This is a genomic window from Streptomyces sp. NPDC048331 (genome assembly GCF_043201215.1).
In the GTDB taxonomy this organism is placed as follows: domain Bacteria; phylum Actinomycetota; class Actinomycetes; order Streptomycetales; family Streptomycetaceae; genus Streptomyces.
The window spans coordinates 56,090-78,597 of sequence record NZ_JBICYT010000026.1 but is presented as its reverse complement, the minus strand read 5'-3'; the positions used below and the strand labels follow the sequence as shown (position 1 = coordinate 78,597).

Here is a 22,508-nt window from a genome sequence, read left to right as displayed (position 1 = left end):
CTCACATCTGAAGAGATGTCCCTCTACCGGGAGTTCGCAGGAAACGGGCCTCTCCGGGGGAGTCAGGTGCTCGCCCGGGCGGAACCGGCCACCATGGCCCGCTCCCTCGACGCCCTCGTCTCCACCGACCTGGTCCAGCGCATCGGACCCGACTGCTTTGCAGCCACCAACCCCATGGACGTGTCCGCGCGATGACTCGAACGGTGGGAGGAACGCGTCCAGGGGGCCCAGCTCGACCTCCTGCGCGTCCGGGGGCAGCTCGCGGAGCCGGCCGTCGTGCACGCCGCGCGCCAACACACGCTGGAGGGGCCGCCACTGGAGCGGATCGAGTCCGCGGCCCCACTACGGCGCATCCTCGACCAGCAGTCCGCCGCGTGCACGCGGGAGGTACTCTGCGCACGTCCCGGTGGCCCCCTGCCCGAGGAGGAGCTGCGCCGCGCCCGCCTCCGGCACCGGGACCTGCTCGCCCGGGGAATCCCCGTGCGCACGCTGTACCAGCACTCGGCCCGCTTCGACCCGCCGACCGTGCGGTACGAGACGGAGCTGGCGGCCCTCGGGGCCGAGGCGAGGACGGTGTCCGGCGGCCTGGCCCGGTGCCTGGTCTTCGACCGGTCCCTGCTCGTCCTCCCCCTTCCGGATACGGCGGGTGGGGCCCTGCTCGTCCGCAGCCCGGACCTGGTCGCGTTCGTCGCCGAGATGTTCGACCTGCTGTGGGCGATGGGTGAGCGCATCGGCCGACCGCGCGAGAAGGCCTTCGTCCAAGACGTCGCCGACCAGGCCGAACGATCCATCCTGCTGCACCTGATGCAGGGTGACGACGACCGCGCCACGGCCCGCGCACTCGGCATCTCGGTGCGCACCTGCCAGCGCCACGTCTCCGCCATCATGCGGCAGCTCGGCGCGACGAGCCGCTTCCAACTCGGCTACCTGGCCCAGCGGCACGGGTTACTCGCACCCGACGGCCCGGAGAGCCCCGGCCCTGAGCGGGTCGGCCCGGAGCGGGTCGGCCCGGAGCGGGTCGGCCCGGAGAGCGGCGTCGCCGACGCCTGCGCCGTGGACCGCAGCACCTGGATCCACCTGTCACGGGATCGCGGTACCGCAGATTTCTCCGACCGGATCGGACGTCGTCAAGAGGCGTATTAGTGGGACTTTCGGGACCGTCCGGCCCTCACGGACAGTGGCCTCACGTCGTCGTTGATCGACCGATCCGACTGAGGAGACTGACCACCGCATGGCCACTCACGACCGCGGGCCGCTGCCCCTGACCCCGCCGCAGAACGGCGTCTGGTTCGCACAGCAGCTCGACCCCACCCGCCTCGACTACACCATCGCCGAGTACCTGGAGATCCGCGGGACGGTGGATCCGGAGCTGCTCGCCGAGGCGGTGCGCACGACGGTGGCCGGAACCGAGACGCTGTGCGTCCGCTTCGCCGAGGTGGACGGGGTGGTGCACCAGATACCCGCCGGTCCGCCGCCGCTGCGGATGGAGACGGTCGACGTCAGCGACCACCCGGACCCGGACGCCGAGTCCGAGCGGCTGATGCGCGCCGAGCTGGCCCGGCCGACGGACCTGTCGTCCGGGGACGTGTCCCGGCACCTCCTGGTACGGACCGGTCCGGCGACGTACCGCTGGATGCAGGGCTACCACCACCTCGTCGCGGACGGGGTCACCGGCTCGATCCTCGCGCGGCGGACCGCGCGGGTGTACTCGGCGCTGGTCGCGGGAGAGCCCGTACCGGCCGTCGAGAGCGCGCCGTGGCAGCGGATCGTGGCCGAGGAGGAGGAGTACGCCGGCTCCGAACGGTCCGCCACCGACCGGGAGTTCTGGCGGGACCGACTGGACGGCGCCCCCGAGCCGGTCTCCTTCACCGGCAGCGTCCCGGCGCCCGCCTCGGGTACGACGGTGCGGGTGAGCGGTGACCTCGACCCCGCGGACGCCCGCACCCTGCGCGAGGCCGCGCGCCGGCACGGCACGCGCTGGTCGGCGCTGGTGATGGCGGCGGCCGCCGCCCACCTGCACCGCGCGGGCGGCACCGAGGACGTGGTCCTGGGGCTGCCGGTCACCGGCCGCACCACCCCGGACGCCCGCCGGACCCCGGGCATGTTCTCCAAGGTGCTGCCGCTGCGCCTGACGGTCACCGCGGACACCACGGTCGGCGAACTGCTGCGGGGCACCTCGGCCGGCATCAAGGAGGCACTGCGCCACCAGCGGTACCGGATCGAGGAGTTCACCGGGACCGGACCCCGACTGTGGGACGCCGCCGTCAACCTCATGTCCTTCGACTACGAGCTGTCCTTCGCCGGTGCTCCCGCCTGCGCGTACAACCTCTCGGTCGGCCCGGTGGAGCACGTCTCCCTCAACGTCTACGACCGCGGCGGCGACAGCCCGCTGACCGTGCAGGCCGAGGGTGACGCCGCCGACCTCGGGCGGGCCGAACTCGACGCGTTGCGGGTGCGGTTCACCCGCTTCCTGGTCGCCCTCGCCTCGGCCGAGGACGCGACCCCGGTCGGCTCGCTGCCCTTCCTGACCGTCGAGGACGAGGAGCGGCTCGCCGCCTTCGCCGAGGGCGGCGTCGGCCCCGTACCCGGGGACGCGTCGCTGCACACGCTCTTCGAGGCGGAGGCCGCGCGCACCCCCGGGAAGACCGCCGTGATCTGCGCCGGCCAGGAGGTCAGCTACCGGGAACTCGACGCATGGGCCGAGGACATCGCGGACCGGCTGCGGTCGGCCGTCACACCCGGCACGCCGGTCGGCGTGTGCGTGGAGCGCTCCCCGTCGATGGTCGCGGCCCTGCTCGGCGTCCTGAAGGCGGGCGGCTGCTACGTACCGCTCGATCCCGGCCTGCCGCCCGAGCGCATCGCGTACATCGTGCGCGACGCCGGGCTGCGTACGGTCGTCGCCGGGCCGGGCAACCGCGACCGGCTGCCCCTCGACCTCCCGAGCGTGGTCGACGCGAGCGCGCCGACCGACCGGACGCGCGGCGGCCGCAGGTCCGCGGCGGTACCGGCCGCGTCCGCCGCGTACCTCCTCTACACCTCGGGCAGCACGGGCGAGCCGAAGGGCGTCGTCGTCCCGCACGCGGCGGCCGTCGACTTCGTACGCGGCCACCTCGCGCTGTGCGGCGCGGGCGACGGCCCCGGCTCCGGCGGTGCCGGTCGGTCCGGGCGCACGGAGCGGTTCCTCGGGTTCGCCTCGCTGTCCTTCGACGTGTCGGTCCTGGACGTGTTCGGCTCCCTGCTGAGCGGTTCCACCCTGGTCCTCGCCACCGACGCCGAGCGGGTCGACGTCGACCGGCTCCAGGCGCTGCTCGCCGAGCACGCGGTGACGGTCGCCGACCTGCCGCCGGCGCTCCTGCCGCTGCTGGACCCGGCGGGACTGCCCGCGCTGCGGTTCCTGTCCACCGGCGGCGAGGCCCCGTCCGGGGACGCCGTCGACCGCTGGGCGACGGACGGCCGCGAGGTCTGGAACGCGTACGGGCCCACCGAGGCGGCCGTGTCCGTGACCATGCACCGGGTCGTCCCGCCCTCGCACGGCCGGATCCCGCCGATCGGGCGCCCGATGGTCAACCACCGCGCGTACGTGGTCGACCGGGGCCTGCGGCCGCTACCGCCGGGGGCGACCGGCGAGCTGTGCGTGGCCGGTGCGGGTCTCGCCCAGGGGTACGCGGGGCGCGCGGCCATGACCGCCGACCGTTTCGTGCCGGACCCCTTCTCCGGTGTGCCCGGTGCGCGGATGTACCGGACGGGCGACCTCGTGCGCTGGACGGCGGAGGGCGAACTGGAGTTCCTGGGGCGGGTGGACCGCCAGGTCAAGATCAATGGACACCGGATCGAACTGGGCGAGATCGAGGCGGTGCTCGGCCGGCAGCCCTCGGTGGGACAGGCCGCGGTCGTCGTGCACACCCCCGCGGGCGGCGCCCGCCGGCTGGTCGCCTTCGTGGCGCCGCCGAGCGACGGCGGCCCGACGCTCGAACCGGACCTGCTGGCAGCCGAGTTGGGCCGGGTCCTGCCGGGCTACATGGTGCCCCGGACCTTCGTGGCGGTGGACCGGCTGCCCCTCACCCCGGGCGGCAAGGTCGACCGCGCGCGGCTCCACGTCCCCGAGGCCGCGGCCCGTCCGGAGCGCCCCGAGCGGGCGTACGGCGCCACGGAGCTGACCCTCGCGGAACTGTTCTCCGAGGCCCTCGGCGTCACCGCGACCCCGGACGACAACTTCTTCGAGCTCGGCGGCGACAGCATCACCGCCCTGGGCCTGACCAGCCGGGCGCGGGCGCGCGGCTTCTCCTTCACCCTGCGCGAGGTGTTCGCGCACAAGACCCCGGCCGCCCTCGCCGCGGCGGTCGGCGAGCCCGACCACGGGACCGCCCCGGCCGCCGCCGGTCCGGCCGTCGCGGAGTGCGGTCCGCTTCCCGCGACGCCGGTCATGCGCTGGCTCCTCGACGGACCCGGTCCCATCGGCCGGTTCAGCCAGTCCATGGTGCTGACCCTGCCCGAGGGCGCGGACGACGCGACGCTCGTACGGGTCCTGCAGTCGGTCGTGGACCGGCACGGGGCGCTGCGCCTCGGTGTGACCGCCGGCCCGGAGGACCGGACGTGCACGGTCGGCGAGCCCGGTTCCGTCGACGTGTCCCGGCTGTACCGCACCGTCGACGTGGCCGGGTCGGACGGGTCCGCCCGTACCGCGATCATGGCGGAGGCGGCCCGGGAGGCGGCCGGACAGCTGGACCCCGCGGCCTCGACGATGCTGCGCGCGGTCCGCTTCGACACCGGTGGGGAGGCTCCGGACCGGCTGCTGCTGTGCGTGCACCACCTGGCCGTGGACGGGGTGTCCTGGCGGATCCTGACGGCGGACCTGGCCGCGGCCTGGGAGGCCGCCGTCGCCGGGCGTCCGCTGCCGACCGCGGACGGGGATGCCTCGTTCCGCGCGTGGGCCCACCACCTCGAACTCCAGGCAGGTTCCCCCGAGGTACAGGCCGAGCTCCCCTTCTGGCGCTCGTCGCTGGACACCCCCGGGGACGCCCAGGACCCGCGGGACCCCCAGGAGCCGTGGCAGCGGATCCCCGACCCCGTGCGGGACACCGCCGGCACCACGCGCACGCTGACGCTCGACCTGCCCGCCGAGGTCGCCGGCCCGCTGCTGGCCCGGGTGCCCGGCACGCTGCGCACCGGCCCGGCCGAGGTGCTGCTCGCCGGGTTGGTCCTCGCGGCCCACCGCCTGCGCTCCCCCGGCAGCGCCCCGGGGTCGCTGTCGGTCGACCTGGAGGGCCACGGCCGCGTCGACCGCACCGGCCGTCACGACCTGGCGCGCACCGTGGGCTGGTTCACCACCCAGTACCCGGTCCGGTTCGACCTGGACGGCCTCGACCTGGACGCGGCGGCCCGGGGCGGCGACGCGCTCGCCGAGCTGGTCGCGCGGATCCATACGGCGGTCGCCGCCGTGCCGGACCACGGCACGGGCTTCGGCCTGCTGAGCCGGCTCGATCCCCGGGCCGCCGAGGAACTGTCCGCGCTCCCGCGCCCCCGGATCCTGTTCAACTACCTGGGCAGGTTCACCGGCGGCGGGACGCCGTGGAGCCCCGCCCCCGAGGCGGGCGGGCTGCGGGCCGAGGTGGATCCGGCGATGCCCGTCGAACACGCCCTGCAGATCGACGCCATGGCCGTGGACGGCGCCGACGGTCCCGCCTTCACCGCGGTCGTCACCCACCCCGCGGCCCTGCTGACCCAGGCCGAGGCGGACGCCCTGGTGGCGGCCTGGGGCGAGGCCCTGCGCCTGCTGGCCGCGTGGACGGGCGCCCCCCGACCGCGCCGCCTCACCCCCCGTGACCTGCCGTTGGTCCGGCTGACGCAGCCGCAGACGGACGCCCTGGCCACGCGCTACGCCGGGCTCTGCGACGTGCTGCCCCTCTCACCGCTCCAGGAAGGTCTCTTCTTCCACTCCGCCTTCGACACGGGCGCGATGGACGCCTACACCGGCCAGATCGTCCTCACCCTGGACGGCCCGCTGGACGAGGGCGCCCTGCGGACGTCCTGCGACCGACTGCTCCGCCGCCACACCGCGCTGCGCTCCGCCTTCACCGACCAGGATCTGGACGGGCCGGCGCAGATCGTCGTCGAGTCCGTCGAGGTGCCGTGGGAGGCCGTGGACCTGGGCGGACTCGGCTCGCCGGAGCGGGAGCGGGAGTGGCGGCGGCTGCTCGCGGCCGACCGGGCGCGCCGCTTCGACCTGGAGCGGCCGCCGCTGGTGCGCTTCACCCTGGTCCGGTTCGGCGCCACCGAGCACCGGCTCGTGATGACCAACCACCACATCGTCTGGGACGGCTGGTCGTCGGCGGTGCTGCTGCGCGAACTGCTCACGGGATACGCCGAATACGGCCTCCCCGGCGGCGCCGACGCGGCCGGTCCGGTCGGCGAAGGCGTCCCGTACCGCTCACACCTGCACTGGCTGGCCCGCCAGGACGACGCCGCCGCCGAGGCCGCGTGGAGCGCGGCGCTGGCCGGGCTGGAGGAGCCGACCCTGCTGGGCGCGGCCGACCCGAACCGGATCGACGCGCTGCCCGAGCGGTCCCCGGTGGAGCTGTCGGCCGAGCTGACGGCCCGGCTCACCGCGCGGGCCCGTACCGCGGGCGTGACCCTCAACAGCGTGGTCCAGGGGGTCTGGGCGATCCTGCTGGGCCGGGTGACCGGGCGGGACGACGTGGTGTTCGGCGGGACCGTCTCCGGGCGGACCGCGGACGTCGCGGGCATCGAGGACATGGTCGGCCTGCTGATCAACACCCTGCCCGTGCGGTTCCGGATCCGGGAGGACGAGCCGTTGCTGGACGCGCTCGCCCGGTTCCAGGACGAGCAGGCGGAGCTGATGGACCATCAGCACGTCGGGCTCGCCGGCATCCAGCGGGCGGCCGGTCTGGGCGCCCTGTTCGACACCACGGTCGTCGTCGAGAACTACCCGCTCGACCTGGAGTCGATGCGCGATCTGGCCGGCGGACCGCGGCTGACCGGGGTGGAGGGCTCGGACGCCACCCACTACACGGTCAACCTCATCGTGTTGCCCGGGGAGCGACTGCGGCTGCACCTCGACCACCGCACGGACGTCCTCGACACGCGGACGGCGCGCAGCCTGGGCGAGGCACTGGAGCGGCTCCTCACCGCCGTCGCCGACGCCCCCGCCACCCCGGTCGGGGAGGTGGACCTGCTCTCCGCGGAGCAGCACCGGCTGATCCGGGAGTGGAACGGCACCTCCGTGCCCGTTCCCGCCGCCACGCTGGTGGAGCTGTTCGAGCGGCAGGTGGCCCTCACGCCGGACGCCCCGGCGACGGTCTTCCGGGGCGAGCGCCTCTCGTACGCCGAGCTCGACGCCCGTGCGGAGCGGCTGGCCCGTGCGCTGCGCGCCCGTGGCGCCGGTCCGGAGCGGATCGTCGCGGTCGCCCTGCACCGCTCCACCGAGATGGTCGTCTCGCTGCTGGCCGTGTCGAAGTCGGGGGCGGCCTACCTGCCGGTGGACCCCTCGCTGCCGGCGGACCGGATCGCGTACCTGCTGTCCGACGCCGAGCCGGTCCTGCTGCTCGCGGACGACGAGGTGGCGGCGGCGCTGCCCGCCTCGACGGACCTGCCCCGGTTGGATCCGGGGGCCGCGCACGACGGGGACCCCGGTGCGGCGGGTCCGGCGCCACTGCCCGGGCACCCCGCGTACGTGATCTACACGTCCGGGTCGACGGGACGCCCCAAAGCCGTCGTCGTGGAGCACTCGGCCATCGTCAACCGGTTGCTGTGGATGCAGGACCGGTACCGGCTGGGCGCGGACGACCGGGTGCTCCAGAAGACCCCGTTCGGCTTCGACGTGTCGGTGTGGGAGTTCTTCTGGCCGCTGATCACCGGAGCGGCCCTGGTGGTCGCCGAGCCCGGCGGGCACAAAGATCCCGCCTACCTCACCCGGGTGATCCAGGAGGAGGCGATCACCACCGTCCACTTCGTCCCGTCCATGCTGGCGGCGTTCGTCGAGGATCCCGAGGCGGGCCGCTGCCGGTCGCTGAGGCGGGTGGTGTGCAGTGGCGAGGCCCTGCCGGAGGAGCTGAAGAACCGGTTCCTCGATGTGCTCGACGTGCCCCTGCACAACCTGTACGGGCCCACCGAGGCGGCCGTGGACGTCACGCACTGGGACTGCCGCCGCGAGGACGCCGGGCCCGTGCCGATCGGCCGGCCGATCTGGAACACCTCGCTGTACGTGCTCGATCCGCGGGGCCGGCCCGTCCCGGTGGGGATCGCGGGCGAGCTGTTCCTGGCGGGCGCGGGCCTGGCCCGCGGGTACCTGCGGCGCCCGGCGCTGACCGCGGAGCGCTTCCCGCTCGACCCGTTCGGCCCGCCCGGCTCGCGCATGTACCGCACCGGGGACCTGGCCCGCCACCGGGCCGACGGCTCGGTGGAGTACCTGGGCCGCACCGACGACCAGGTGAAGATCCACGGCTTCCGGATCGAACTCGGCGAGATCGAGACGGCGCTGGGCCGCCTCGACGGCGTCGGACGCGCCGCGGTCGTCGTCCGCGAGGACGTCCCGGGCGAGCGCAGGCTCGTCGGGTACCTCGTCCCGGAGGCCGGGGCGGACCCGGCCCCCGACACCGAGCCGATGCGCGCCGAGCTGGCCCGCTCCCTGCCGGAGTACATGGTGCCGGTGCTGGTCGTCGTGGACGGGCTGCCCGTCACGCCGAACGGCAAGCTCGACCGCAGGGCGCTCCCGGCTCCCGCCGCGGCGGCCGCCGCCACCGGGTACGAACCGCCCGCCGGGGAGACCGAGGAGCTGGTCGCCATGGTGTGGGCCTCCGTACTGGACGTGCCGCGGATCGGCCGCCACGACGACTTCTTCGCCCTCGGCGGGCACTCGCTGAGCGCCACCCGGGTGGCGGCCCGGCTGCGCCAGGCCCTCGGCCTGGACCTGCCCCTGCACACCCTCTTCGAACAGCGGACCGTCGCCGCCCTCGCCATCGCCGTCGAGACGGTGCTGCTGGCCGAACTGGAGTCCGAACCGGCCCCGTTCGCCGCCACCGACGCCAGCGTTCCTTCACTCGTACTTCAGGGAGAGACCTCGTGACCACCCAGGAGAGCCTGCCGGCCACCGGCACGGACAGCCGCCTGGCCGCCGCCCGCGAACTGCTGCGCCGCCGCGTACGTGCCGCGCTGGACGACTCGGCGGCCGGTCCGGGCACCACGACGGCCCCGGCCCCGTCGGCGGCCGGTCCGGACGCCGAGCCCGTCGCCTCGTTCGCCCAGGAGCGGATGTGGCTGGTGGACCGGATGGCGGACGGCACCCCCGGCTACGCGATCCCCGAGGTCGTGCGGCTGCGCGGCCCGGTCCGTCCGGAGGCGCTGCGCGGCGCCCTGACGGCCGTCGTGGCCCGGCACGCACCGCTGCGCACCGTCTTCGAGGAGCGCGACGGCGCCCCGCACCCGGTGGTCCTGCCCGCCCCGGCGGCCGTCCCGCTGCCCCTGCTGGACCTGGGCAGCGCCCCTCTCGCCGACCTGGAGGAGCGGGCCCACGCCCTGGCCCGGGAGGAGGTCCGCAGACCCTTCGACCTCACGGCGGGCCCGCTGCTGCGCTCCCTGCTGATCCGGCTCGGCGCCGAGGACCACCTGCTGGTGCTGGTGGTCCACCACATCGCCACCGACGGCTGGTCCATGGGCCTGCTGTGGCGGGAGCTGTCCGAGGGCTACGCGGCCCTGCTCGCCGAGCGGCCGCTGCCGCGAGCTCCGCTCCCGCTGGACTACCAGGCGTACGCCCGTACCCAGCGCGACCGGTTCGCGAGCGGCGCGATGAACGGCCGGCTGCGCTGGTGGGAGGAGCGCCTGGCGGGGCTGGAGGCGCTCGAACTGCCCGCGGACCGGCCCCGGCCGACCCGTCGCAGCGGCGACGGCGCGAGCCTGGACTTCACCCTCGACGCGCACCTCACCACGCGGCTGCGCGGGATCGCCGAGGGCGCGGGCGCCACCCTCTTCATGACGCTCCTGGCCGGCTTCCAGGCCGCCCTGGCCCGCTACGCCGGCACCACGGACATCGCCGTCGGCACCCCGGTGGCCGGACGCGACCGGGTCGAACTGGAGCCGCTCATCGGGTTCTTCGTCAACACCGTGGTGCTGCGCGCCGATCTGTCCGGCGAGGTCGGGTTCCGGGAGCTGCTCGGCCGGGTCCGGCGGGCGACCGTGGACGCGTACGACCACCAGGAGGTGCCCTTCGACCGGCTGGTGGAGCACCTGAGCCCCGAGCGGGTCGGCGACCGCAACCCCCTCGTGCAGGTGATGTTCGCGTCGGCCCAGGACGAGACGGCCGGGCTGCGGCTGCCGGGCCTGGACGCGCAGGCCGTGCGCACCGACTTCGGCGGTTCCCTCTTCGACCTGAGCGTCTTCGTCTCGGAGGGCGCCGACACCTGCTCCGGCTCGTTGGTCTTCGACACCGACCTGTTCGACCGGGCCACGGCCGAACTGGTCCTCGGCCACTACCTGGAGCTGCTGGCCTCCGCCGCCGAGGAGCCCGACCGTCCGGTGGCCGAGCTGTTGCCCTCCGCCCCGACCGCGGCCCGGCTCGCGGCCGAGGGTCACGGCACGGTCCGCCCGGACCTGGCCCCGGCCTCCCTGGTGGAGCTGTTCGCCGAGCAGGTCCGGCGCACCCCCGGCGCCGAGGCCGTGGTCTGCGGTGCCGACCGCCTCGACTTCGCCGAACTCGACGCCCGTTCCGACCTGCTGGCGGCCCGGCTGACCGCCGCGGGGGTGGGGCGCGAGACCCCGGTCGCCCTGCTGATGGAGCGTTCGGTCCACCTCCCCGTGGCGATCCTCGCCGTCCTGAAGGCCGGCGGGCTCTACGTCCCGCTCGGCGAGGGGTTCCCCGTCGCCCGGTCGCACTGGATGCTGGAGCGGACCGGTGCCCGTCTGCTGCTCGCCGATCCGGCGACGGCCGGCCACGAGGCGGTCCGTACCTCGCCCGTACCGGTGCTCGACGCGACGGCCCCGGCCGACGGGGCTACGGCCGACGGGGCTCCGGCGGACGCGGCCGCGAGCACGGCCCCGGCCGCCGGACCGGTCCCGTACCCTTCGTGCTCGCCGGACCAGTTGGCGTACGTGATGTACACCTCCGGTTCCACGGGAGAGCCGAAGGGCATCGGCGTCACCCACGCCAATGTCGCGGCGCTCGCCCGTGACACCGCCTTCGGCGCCGCGCACCGGCGGGTGCTGGCCCACTCCCCGCTGTCGTTCGACGCCTCGACGTACGAACTGTGGGCGCCACTGCTGTCCGGCGGGTCGGTGGTCATGGCGCCGCCCGGCCGGGTGGACACCGCCGCCCTGGCCCGGCTGGTGGAGGAGCACCGGATCACCTCGCTGTTCCTCACGGCCGCCCTGTTCAACCTGGTGGTCGAGGAGTGCGTGGAGCTCCTGACCCGGCTGCGGGAGGTGTGGACGGGCGGTGAAGCCGCCTCCCCGCACGCCTTCGCCCGGGCGCTGGAGCAGGCTCCGGACACCGTCCTCGTCAACGTCTACGGGCCCACGGAGACCACCACCTTCGCCACGCGCCACCGGCTGGACCCCCGCGCCGGCGCCGTCGTGGAGGGCCGGGTCCCCATCGGCACCGCCCTGGACGACACCCGCCTGTACGTGCTGGACGAGCGCGGCCGCCCGGTGCCGCAGGGCGCCGTCGGCGAACTGTGCGTCGGCGGTACGGGCGTGGCCCGCGGCTACCTCGGCCGACCCGGCCTGACCGCGCGGCAGTTCACCCCCGACCCGTACGGCGCCCCGGGCGCCCGGATGTACCGGACGGGCGACCTGGCCCGGCGGCGCCCCGACGGCACCGTCGACTACCTCGGCCGCGGCGACCAGCAGGTCAAGATCCGCGGCCACCGGATCGAGCCGGGCGAGATCGAGGCCGAGCTGGCCCGCAGCCCGCGGGTCGGACACGCCGCGGTGGTGGTCCGCGAGGACACCCCCGGCGAGCAGCGCCTGGTCGCCTACGTGGTGCCCGCGGAGGGGCAGCCGGCCGAGCCGGCCGAGCTGCGACGGGCACTCGCCGAACGCCTGCCCGCGTACATGCTGCCGTCGGCGATCATGGCGGTCACGGCCCTGCCGGTGACCCCGAACGGCAAGCTGGACCGGCGCGCGCTGCCCGCGCCCCCCGAGGAGGGGCTGCTCCGGGCCGAGTTCGCGGCGCCGGCGACGGCGACCGAGGAACTGGCCGCGGCCGTGTGGGGCGAGGTGCTGGACACCGGGCGGATCGGCCGCCACGACGACTTCTTCGCCCTCGGTGGCCACTCGCTGCGGGCCACCCGCGCCGTGTCGCGGCTCGGCGCCCGCCTGGGGACGGGCGTCCCGCTGCGGCTGCTGTTCGAGCACCCGACGCTGGAGCGGTTCGCGTCGGCGCTGGACGCCCTGCGCGGGGACGGCCCGGGCGACACGGCGCCGGTGACCCCCGTCACCGCGATCGGCGCCCGGCCGGCCGGGGAGCCCGCGCCGCTGTCGTTCGCGCAGCAGCGGCTGTGGTTCCTGGACCAGCTCCAGCCCGGCCGGCCCGACTACAACATCCCCGTCGCGACCCGGCTGCGGGGCGCGCTGGACGCCGACGCACTGGCCGCCGCGCTGTGCGCGGTGGTGACCCGGCACGAGGTGCTGCGCTCGCGGATCGTCGAGGGCCCGTCGGGCCCCGTACAGGTCGTGGAGGCACCGGAGGTCTTCGTACCGGTCCGCACCGACCTGGGGGACCTGCCCCGCGAGGAGGCCCGTTCGCGGGCGCTCGGCCTGGCCCACGCGGACGCCGCCGCCCCGTTCGATCTGGGCTCGGCGCCCCTGCTGCGGGCCCGCGTGGTGCGGGTCGCCGACGACGAGCACCTCCTCGTCCTGGTCCTGCACCACACGGTCGGCGACGGCTGGTCGATGCCGGTGCTGTGGCGGGAGCTGTCCGGGGCCTACGCGGCCCTGCGTCGCGGCGAGCGTCCCGCTCTGCCGGAACTGCCGGTCCAGTACGGGGACTTCGCGTACTGGCAGCACCGCCGCCTGGCGGACGGCGAGGCCGACGCGGGCATCGCCCACTGGCGGACGGCCCTCGGCGGGATCCTGGCCCTGGAGCTGCCCACCGACCGGCCGCGGCCGCAGGTGCGCTCCGGCGCGGGCGACGCCTTCGTCTTCGAGGTCCCGGCCGAGCTCGCCGAGCGGCTCGGCGTCCTGGCCCGGGAGCGCGGCGCCACCCTGTTCATGGTGCTGCTCGCCGGCTTCCAGGCACTGCTGGCCCGTTACACGGGCCAGGCCGACATCGCGGTGGGCTCGCCGATCGCGGGTCGCGACCGCACCGAACTGGAGCCGCTCGTCGGCTTCTTCGTGAACACCCTGGTGCTGCGCACCGACCTGTCGGGGGACCCGGCCTTCGGCGAACTGCTGGGCCGGGTGCGCCGGACCGCGCTGGCCGCGTACGAGCACCAGGACGTCCCCTTCGACCGGCTGGTGGAGGAGCTGCGGCCGGAGCGCGACCTCAGCCGCAACCCACTCTTCGACGTGCTGTTCCAGCTCCATCCCGAGCAGCTCGACGCCCTGCCGCTGGACGGCGTGCGGGTCGAGAGCCTGGACACCTCCAACGGGACCGCCAAGTTCGACCTCAGTCTCGCGATGACCGAGCACCCCGGCGGTCTGACCGGCACCGTCCAGTACGCGACGGACCTCTTCGACCGGGCCACCGTCGAGCGGTTCGGCGCGCACTACCTGCGACTGCTGGCCGGTGCGGCCGAGACCCCCGACGCGCCACTGTCCCGGCTGGACGTCCTGTCCCCGCTGGAGCACGTCGCCCTGCTCGGTGAGGATCCGGCTCCACGGGCGGACGGGCCGGCGGCCCGGACCCTGCCCTCCCTGGTGGCGGAACAGGCCCGGCTGCGGCCGGACGCCCCGGCCGTGACCTGCGAGGGCCGCACCATCGGCTACGCGGAGCTCGACGCGGCCGCCAATCGGCTGGCCCACCGCCTGCGGGAGCTCGGGACCGGCCCCGAGACCCGGGTGGCCGTACTGGCCGGCCGCGATCCGCGCATGGTGGTGTGCGTCCTCGCGGTGCTGAAGGCCGGCGGCGCCTACGTACCGCTCGACGCGGGACATCCGGCGGAGCGGGTCCGTACGGTCCTCGCCGACAGCGGCGCCCACCTGGTGCTGACCGCGGGTCTGCCCGCCGGTTCGGCCGCGGACCTGGCCGGCGACGTACCGGTCCTGGACCTGGACGCCGAGCAGCACCTGGTGGACGCGCTGCCCGCGACGGAGCCGGACGGGCCCGCCGCCCCCGAGCACCTCGCCTATCTGCTGTACACCTCCGGCTCCACCGGGCGGCCCAAGGGCGTGGCCGTCACGCACGCGGCGATCACCGGCTATCTGGCGGCGCTGACCGCCACCTTCGGGCTCGGCCCCGAGGACGTGGTGCTCGCCCGTACCGCGCTGACCTTCGACCCGTCGGTACGTGACCTGTTCGCCCCGCTGACCACCGGCGGGCGGATCGTGCTGGCCTCGCAGGACCAGGCCGGGGACCCGGAGGCGCTGGCCCGGCTGCTGCACGGCGAGGGCGTGACGGCGCTGCTGTCGATCGTCCCGTCGATGCTGGAGCCGCTGGTCGCCGCCGTCACCGAACCCGCGGCGGCGCTGCGGCTGGTGATGACCACCGGTGAGGCGCTGACGCCCGGACTGGCCCGCGCCGCGCACACCCTGGGCCTGCCCGGCCGGCTGCGGCTGGTCAACCAGTACGGTCCGACGGAGTGCACCAACACCACCACGTACCACGTGGTGACGGACGCCGACATCGAGGCGGGCCGCATCCCCATCGGGCGGCCGCTGCCCGGCGCCCGGGTCCTGGTGCTCGGCGAGCACCTCGAACCGCTCCCCCGGGGCGCGATCGGTGAGCTCTTCATCGCCGGACGCGGTGTGGCCCGCGGCTACCTGGGCGATCCGGCCCGCACCGCCGAGGCCTATCCGCCGGACCCCTACGGGCCGCCCGGCGCGCGCATGTACCGCACCGGTGACCTGGCGCGGCTGCGGTCCGACGGCGTGCTGGAGTTCCACGGCCGCCGCGACAACCAGGTCAAGGTCCGGGGCCACCGGATCGAACTGGGTGAGGTCGAGGCCGCGTTGCTGCGTCACCCGGACGTGGCGCGGGCCGTGGTCGCGGCGCACGGCGAGGGCGCCGACCGGCTGCTGGCCGGGTACGTGGTGTGGCGGGAGGGCGGCGGTGATCCGGCCGCCGTGCTGGACTTCGTCCGTGCGGCCCTGCCGGCCGCGATGGTGCCGTCCGCTCTGGTGGTGCTGGACGCGCTGCCCCTGACCCCGAACGGCAAGACCGACCGCAGGGCGCTGCCCGCGCCGGAGCCCGGCGCGGCCGGCGGACACCGGGAGCACGTGGCCCCGCGCACCCCGCTGGAGCGGACGGTCGTCGAGGTCTGGGAGGAGGTGCTCGGCGAGGGCCCGATCGGGGTCCGTGACCACTTCTTCGAGCGCGGCGGGCACTCCCTGCGCGCCACCCGGGTCATCTCCCGGCTGCGCGCCCTGCTGGGCCTGGACATCCCGACGCAGCTGATCTTCCGCCACCCGGTCGCCGAGGACCTGGCGCGGGCACTGGCCGCGCCGGACGCGACGGGAGCTACGGGAGCTACGGGAGCTACGGGAGCGCCGATCCCCGCGCTGCCCGAGGGGCCCGGCCCACTGTCCTTCGGGCAGCAGCGGCTGTGGTTGCTGGACCGGCTCCAGCCGGGCCGGCCCGACTACAACATGCCCGGCGCCGTACGGCTGACCGGTGACCTCGACACCGCCGCCGCCCTGGGCGCGCTGACGGACGTCGTCGCCCGGCACGAGGTACTGCGTTCCCGGATCGAGGAGGCCGGGGACGGCGGCACCGAGGGGGCCTTCGCGGCCCGGGTGGTACCCGGTCCGGCCTCCCTGTTCGCCCCCGACTTCACCGACCTCTCGGAGCTCGGCGCGGCAGCCGAGGAACGGGCGCGGGAGCTGGCCGCGCACGACGCCGCGCGGCCCTTCGACCTGACGGCCGCGGGCCCGCTGCGGGCCCGACTGGTGCGGATCGCGGCACGGGAACACCTGCTGGTGATCGTCGCCCACCACATCGCCTTCGACGGCTGGTCGGTGGGGGTGTTCTGGCGGGAGTTCTTCGCCGCCTACCGGACCCGCACCGTCGAAGGGGCCGACCCGCTGCCCGAGCTCGCCGTCTCCTACCGTGAGTTCGCCTCCTGGCAGCGCGACCGCCTCGGCGACGACGCCCTCGCGGACACCCTGGGGTACTGGCGCGACCGGCTCGGCGGCCTCGCCCCGCTGGACCTGCCCACCGACCGGCCCCGGCCGGCCACCCCGTCCGGGCGCGGCGAGCAGTTCTCCTTCGTGCTGCCCGAGCCGCTGCTGCGGCGGCTGCGCGACCTGGGGCGCCGGCACGACGCCACCCTGTTCATGGTGCTGCTGGCGGGCTTCCAGGCCCTGCTGGCCCGGTGGTCGGGCGGCGAGGACGTGGCGGTGGGCTCCCCCATCGCCGGCCGCGACCGCACCGAACTGGAGCCGCTCATCGGCTTCTTCGTCAACAACCTGGTGCTGCGCACCGACCTGTCCGGCGACCCCGCCTTCGGCGAACTGCTGGACCGGGCCCGGGAGACGGCCCTGGGCGCGTACGCCCACCAGGAGGCGCCGTTCGAGCGTCTCGTGGAGGAGCTGCGGCCGGAACGCGACCTGAGCCGCAACCCGCTGTTCCAGGTGATGCTGGTGCTCGACGAGGAGGCCGCCGCGCCGCCCCCGCCGGCCGGGCTGGAGGTCGCACCGCTCTCGCTGGCCAGCGGTGCCTCCAAGTTCGACCTCTCGCTGTACTTCGTCGAGGAGGAGGGCGCGCTGCGCGGCGAGGCCGTGTTCGCCACCGACCTCTTCGACCGGGCGACCGTCGAGCGGATGACCTCGGCGCTGGCCGAGCTGCTCGAGGCGGCGGCGGCCGATCCCACGACGCCGCTGGGCGCCCTGCCCCTGATGGGTCCGGCCGAGGAGCGCCGGATCCTGCGCGCGGGTGTCGGGTCCGCCGAGCCGGCCGCCGACCGGCCGCTGCCCGTGCTCGTCGGCGAGCAGGCCTCCCGTACGCCGCGGGCGGTGGCCGTGGACGACGGCGACCGGAGCCTGACGTACGCCGGGTTGTGGGAGGTCTCGGGCCGGCTGGCCCGGGAGCTGGCGCACCTGGGTGTCGGTGCGGAGGCCGCGGTGGCGGTCTGCGCGGAGCGCTCCGTGCTGCTGCCCGCGGCGCTGCTGGGCGTGCTGCGCTCCGGCGGCATGTACGTGCCTGTGGACCCCGGCTATCCGGCCGACCGCATCGGCTACATGCTCGCGGACAGCGGCGCCCGGGTGCTGGTGGTGTCGGGGCTGTCCGATACCGCGCAGGTCCCGGACGGGGTCACCGTGGTGGACCTCGACGCCCTGGCCACGGACGGGAGCGCGCCGGCCGCTCTCGGGTCCGCGGCGCCGGAGCCGGAGCAGTCGGCGTACGCCCTGTACACCTCGGGCTCGACGGGACGCCCGAAGGGGGTCACCGTCCCGCACCGGGCGCTGGCCAACTTCACCCGGGACATGGTGCGCAGGCTGGAGCTGACGGCCGGCGACACGGTCGCGGCGGTCACCACGGCCTCCTTCGACATCGCCGTGCTGGAGCTGCTGGTCCCGCTCGTGTGCGGAGCGACCGTACGGGTCGTCGACCGGGAGACCGCGCGGGACGGCACCCTGCTCGCGAAGGAGCTGGACGCGGCGCCGGTCACGGTCGTCCAGGCCACTCCGGCCACCTGGCACCAGCTGATGGAGTCGGGCTGGCGGGCGCCGCACGTACGGGCGCTGTGCGGCGGCGAGGCGCTGCCGTCGGCCTTGGCCGAGCGGATGCGTACGGCCCTGGGCACCGTCCGGAACGTGTACGGGCCGACGGAGACCACCGTCTGGTCCACGGCGCACCGGCTGTCCGGGCCCGTCGGCGACGGGCCGGTGCCGATCGGCTCGGCGCTCGCCAACACCCGGCTGCACGTGCTGGACGCGGGGCTGCGCCCGGTGCCGGTGGGCGTGTTCGGCGAGCTGTACATCGGCGGTGACGGGCTGGCCCGCGGCTACCACGGGCGGCCCGCGCTGACCGCGGACCGATTCGTGCCCGATCCGTACGGGACGGGCGAACGGCTGTACCGCACCGGTGACCTCGTACGCCGGCGCGTGGACGGCACCCTGGAGTACCGCGGCCGGGCCGACGGCCAGGTGAAGGTGCGCGGCCACCGGATGGAGCTCGGCGAGATCGAGTCCGCGCTGGCCCGGCACCCGCGGGTGCTGGCGGCGGCCGTGGCCGTCCACGGCACGGGGGTGGACGCCGTGCTGGCCGGTTACGTGACCTGGCGGGACGAGGAGGGAGACCCGCGCGAGCTGGGCGACTTCCTGCGCCAGGACCTCCCCGAGTACATGGTCCCGGCGGTCCTCACCGCGCTGGAGCGGCTCCCGCTCACCCCCAACGGCAAGCTCGACCGCAAGGCGCTGCCCGCGCCCTCGGCGGACGCGGCGCGCGGCGAGGGCGCGGGGCGGATCGCCCCGCGCGACACGACCGAGCTGCGGATGGCGCGGCTGTGGGAGCAGACCCTGGGCACGGCCCCGATCGGTGTGCGCGACGACTTCTTCGCGCTCGGCGGTCACTCGCTCAAGGCGTTCGCCCTGATGGCGGCCGTGCGCCGGGAGTTCGGGGTGGAGCTGCCGCTGAACCTGGTGTTCCGTCGGCGCACCGTGGAGTCGCTGTGCGAGGCGCTGCCGGACGCGGGGGCGGCCGCGGCCGGCCTGCTGGTGCCGCTCGCCGACGGTGACGTGTCGAAGCCGCCGCTGGTCCTCGTCCACCCGCGGGGCGGTGACGTGGTCTGCTACCGGCACCTGGTGCGGGACCTGTCCGCCCGACCCGGGGGCGACCGGCGGATCCTCGGCCTCGAGTCGGTGGGCTACAACACCGACGAGACCCCGCTGGAGCGGGTGCCCGAGATGGCCGAGCGCTACCTGGCCGCCCTGCGCGAGGAGCAGCCGCACGGCCCGTACCTGCTGGCCGGCTGGTCGTTCGGCGGGACGGTGGCCTACGAGATGGCCGTCCGGCTGGAGGCCGCCGGCGAGGAGGTCGCCTTCCTCGGCCTGATCGACGCGGCCGCCCCGGGGACGGCCCCCGGGAGCCGGTCCGCCACGGCGGCGGGGCCGGGCGATCCGGACCTGCTGCGGTACGGCATCGCCGCCGGGATCGACGCCGGCTCGGCGCGCGAACTGGACGAGGAGGAGCTGCTCGACGTCCTGGTGCGCCGGGGCCGCGAGGAGGGCACCCTGCCCCGCACCTCGCCCACGGAGGCCCTGCGCAGACTGCTGCGGGTCGCGGAGGCGAACGGAGCGGCCTCCGCCGCCTACCGCACGGACGCCGTCCTCGCCGTCGGCCTGCACCTCTTCACGGTCGACGAGCGGCACCCGGAGCTCGCGACCCCGCTGGTGGACCCGGCGGCCTGGCGGCCGCGCACCGCGGGCGACGTCCTGCGGGCGGCGGTCCCGGGCAACCACCACGACCTGGTGGACCCCCCGCACTGTGCCGCCCTGGCGGAGCTGCTGGCCGCGGCCCTGCCCGCCTGACCCGCCCCACCCGCGCCACTCCGCTCCACCTCCGCACCCCTTCCGCATCACCGATCCATCGAGGAGAACACCATGAACGACGCGGCCCCGCAGCAGTACCTGGTCGTGGCCAACGACGAGGAGCAGTACTCCCTCTGGGAGGCCGGCCGGCCCGTCCCGCTCGGCTGGCACGACCAGGAGGTACGCGGCACCAAGGAGGAGTGCCTCGCGCACATCGAGCGGGTGTGGACGGACATGCGCCCGCTCAGCCTCCGCGTGAGCATGGCCGGCTGACCCGACGATCCCCGGGCACCACGCCGCCCGGCAGACCCCACCGCGGGCTGCCGGGCGGCGCGGCGGTGCCGGAAGGAACCCCGTATGACCAGCTCGAACCCCGGCGGCTCCGCGTCCTCGCGCCGCCGCACCCCGCTGGCCGCCCTGGTGGCGACCTCCGGGATCTCCTCGCTCGGCATGGCGGCGACCCTGGTCGCCGTGCCCTGGTTCGTCCTGCACAGCACCGGCAGTGGCACCCGGACGGGGCTCGTCGCCACCGCCGAGGTGTTGGGCCTGCTGTGTTCCGCCGTGCTCGCGGGTCCGGTGGTGGACCGGCTGCCCGTCCGCGCGACCAGCGTCGGAGCGGACCTGCTGACGGCCGCCGCGATCGGTCTGATCCCGCTCCTGCACGCCTGGGGCGCCCTGTCACTGCCCGTCCTGATCGCCTTGGTCTTCCTGGTCGGGGCGGCCCGCGGGCCCTCCGACACCGCGAAGCAACTGCTCCTGCCGGGCGCCATGGAGGGCGCCGGCGTCACGGCGGAGCGGGCCACCGGAGCGGTCGAGGGCGCCCGCCGGATCGGCATGATGGCGGGCGCGCCGCTGGCCGGTCTGCTCATCTCGACCGTCGGACCCGTACGCACCCTGTACGCGGACCTGGCGGCGATGGCGCTGTGCGCCCTGCTGGTGGCGGCCCTGGTACCGGCGGCGGCCCGCCCGCGTCCGGCCGACGACGGGCAGCCGCGCGGCTCCTACGTCCAGGAACTGCGCTTCGGCCTCGGGCAGTTGCGCAGGGATCGACTCCTGGGCGCGATGGTGGGGGTCCTGATGCTGACCAACGCCCTCGACGGGGCGCTGAACGGGGTGCTGTACCCGGCGTACGGGACCCAGGTGCTGCGCAGCAGCGCCCTGTTCGGGGCGATGGTGACGGCCATGGGGGCCGGCGCGCTGCTCGGGGCGGCCCTGTACGGCTGGGCGGGGCACCGGATGCCGCGGCGCGCGGTCTTCGTCGGGGCCTTCGTCCTGGTCGGGGCGGTGCGGTGCGCCGCACTGGCCGCCGAGCCCCGGCCGGCGGTACTGCTGGCGGTCCTGGCCCTGTCCGGCATCGGGTCGGGGATCGTGGGGCCGCTGATGATGTCGGTCGCCTACGAGCGGGTGCCCGAGGCGGTACGGGGGCGGGTCTTCGGTCTGCTGGTCGCCGCCGCGCTGGCGGCGACGCCGCTGGGCATGCTCGGTGCGGGGCTCGCCCTGGACGGCGCGGGGTTGGTGCCGGCGTTGCTGGGTACGGGGGCGCTGTACCTCACGGTCACCCTGGCCCCGCTGGTCTTCCCGGTGTGGCGGGAGCTCGACGCCCGGGGCCCGGTGGAGCGCGTGGAGGTGCCGGCCCGGCCGGAGCAAGGCCCTCCCGTTGCCGTAGGGCCGGGAATCATGACCGAATAGCCGGCATTTATATTGCTTTGCGGCCCCTCACCATCGCGCCAGGCAGCTTGATGAGCAGCCTGATCGATCACCGAGGGGCCTGGGGCACGGCAAGGTTGGTCCTACACCGACCGGCGCGGACAACCCACGAAGTGGTTCGCGCCGCGACCAGACCGCTCGCACTCCTGGGGATCCCATGCTCAAGCGTTACGTCATCGCCCTGTCCGCGGCCGCGGCCGCGTCCGCGCTGCTGTTGCCCGCCGCCGGCGCCGCTCAGGCAGCCGACGGCGACACGGCCGCGACCACCGTGACGACCACCACGACGGGCCAGGGCAGCACCACCACCACGACACCCCGTCAGATCGCGCTGCCCGACGGCCGGGTGGCGACCATCGGCACCACGCTGGGCGGCCGGAACCGCGACACGGCCGACAGCTCCTGGGGCGGCTGATCGCGCCGGCCCGCAAGGGTAGCCGCCGAAAGGGGGAGGGAGGATCGCGATGCGATCCTCCCTCCCCCTTTCACCTGTCATGCCGTCAACTGTCTTGATCACTCATACAGATGATCGCGTACCGAGCCGCGGATGCGCCCACGCGGCAGCGTGACCAGCCGGCCGGTACGTAGAGCATCTCGCCCGGCAGCAGTCGGCACTGGAAGGACTCCGGCCGGCCGCTCTCGCCGGTCCCGGCCAGCCGCCAGGTCACGGCACCGGCGATCTGGTGGATCAGCAGGTGTTCCCGCTCCCCGGCCGGTCCGGTCCGGAGGGCGTCCACCCCGACGCCCGGGCCGGTCCCGGCCGTCTCCACCCGGTCCAGCCGGACGGACAGGCCGGTCAGGTTGGCCAGTTCGGCGGTGAACCGGTCCACCTGCGCCGGGCAGACACCGCCACCCGCCGGGCCCGCCCCACTGTCGTCGACGTCCTCGGCCTCGACCTCGACCTCGACCTCGACGATGTTGTCGACGTCGGCTCCGTCGTCGATGTCATCGACGTCGTCGGCGTCGGCGGCGGCGGCGGCGGCGGCGTCACCGAACGCCGGGTTGTCGTACTCGGGCCACAGCACACCCGGCGCCCGGTCCAGGTGGACCGAGAGGAACAGGACGATCTCCCGCAGATGCGGGGCCTCCCGTTCCCAGGCTTCATCCGGCATGTCCATCACGTGCCCCTCTTGTTCGGCGGCTCCACAGCTCCCATCCCAGCAGCATGC

At 75.3% G+C, this 22,508-nt stretch carries 8 protein-coding genes; 7 read left to right on the top strand and 1 reads right to left on the bottom strand.

Translation table 11 applies throughout. The annotated features are described in order from the left end of the window. The first annotated feature begins 66 nt into the window (after nucleotides 1-66). The 7 genes from ACGFYY_RS30435 (at nucleotide 67) to ACGFYY_RS30405 (ending at nucleotide 21,754) form a co-directional block, all read left to right on the top strand. A complete protein-coding gene (locus tag ACGFYY_RS30435; RefSeq protein ID WP_393714286.1) occupies nucleotides 67-195 on the top strand; it encodes a hypothetical protein in 129 nt (42 codons plus the stop codon). Between the two features lie 81 nt (nucleotides 196-276). Then, on the top strand, nucleotides 277-1,143 hold the full coding sequence (locus ACGFYY_RS30430; protein WP_393714284.1) for a LuxR C-terminal-related transcriptional regulator: 867 nt from the start codon (nucleotides 277-279) through the stop codon (nucleotides 1,141-1,143). 88 nt (nucleotides 1,144-1,231) lie between these two features. Beyond that, the gene (locus ACGFYY_RS30425; RefSeq protein WP_393714282.1) at nucleotides 1,232-9,082 is read left to right on the top strand and encodes an amino acid adenylation domain-containing protein; all 7,851 of its coding nucleotides are present in this window, start codon (nucleotides 1,232-1,234) and stop codon (nucleotides 9,080-9,082) included. Then, on the top strand, nucleotides 9,079-19,635 hold the full coding sequence (locus ACGFYY_RS30420; RefSeq protein WP_393714280.1) for an amino acid adenylation domain-containing protein: 10,557 nt from the start codon (nucleotides 9,079-9,081) through the stop codon (nucleotides 19,633-19,635). Before ACGFYY_RS30425 ends, ACGFYY_RS30420 begins: the two co-directional genes overlap by 4 nt. Before the next feature lie 72 nt (nucleotides 19,636-19,707). Next, a complete protein-coding gene (locus ACGFYY_RS30415; protein WP_393714278.1) occupies nucleotides 19,708-19,908 on the top strand; it encodes an MbtH family protein in 201 nt (66 codons plus the stop codon). A gap of 84 nt (nucleotides 19,909-19,992) precedes the next feature. After that, complete coding sequence (locus ACGFYY_RS30410; RefSeq protein ID WP_393714276.1) at nucleotides 19,993-21,324, top strand: MFS transporter; 1,332 nt, start codon at nucleotides 19,993-19,995, stop codon at nucleotides 21,322-21,324. Nucleotides 21,325-21,499: 175 nt separating this feature from the next. Then, the gene (locus tag ACGFYY_RS30405; protein WP_393714274.1) at nucleotides 21,500-21,754 is read left to right on the top strand and encodes a hypothetical protein; all 255 of its coding nucleotides are present in this window, start codon (nucleotides 21,500-21,502) and stop codon (nucleotides 21,752-21,754) included. An 85-nt stretch (nucleotides 21,755-21,839) separates the two neighbouring features. Here the strand turns inward: ACGFYY_RS30405 and ACGFYY_RS30400 are convergent, their stop codons facing one another. Continuing rightward, nucleotides 21,840-22,457, bottom strand: a complete 618-nt coding sequence (locus ACGFYY_RS30400; protein ID WP_393714272.1) for a hypothetical protein — start codon at nucleotides 22,455-22,457, stop codon at nucleotides 21,840-21,842. Nucleotides 22,458-22,508 lie beyond the last annotated feature (51 nt).

Bases quoted from the DNA above. Each gene is read 5' to 3' on its own strand.
- ACGFYY_RS30425 (WP_393714282.1), top strand. From the start codon at position 1,232: ATGGCCACTCACGACCGCGGGCCGCTGCCCCTGACCCCGCCGCAGAAC.
- ACGFYY_RS30415 (WP_393714278.1), top strand. From the start codon at position 19,708: ATGAACGACGCGGCCCCGCAGCAGTACCTGGTCGTGGCCAACGACGAG.
- ACGFYY_RS30410 (WP_393714276.1), top strand. From the start codon at position 19,993: ATGACCAGCTCGAACCCCGGCGGCTCCGCGTCCTCGCGCCGCCGCACC.
- ACGFYY_RS30405 (WP_393714274.1), top strand. From the start codon at position 21,500: ATGCTCAAGCGTTACGTCATCGCCCTGTCCGCGGCCGCGGCCGCGTCC.
- ACGFYY_RS30400 (WP_393714272.1), bottom strand. From the start codon at position 22,457: ATGGACATGCCGGATGAAGCCTGGGAACGGGAGGCCCCGCATCTGCGG.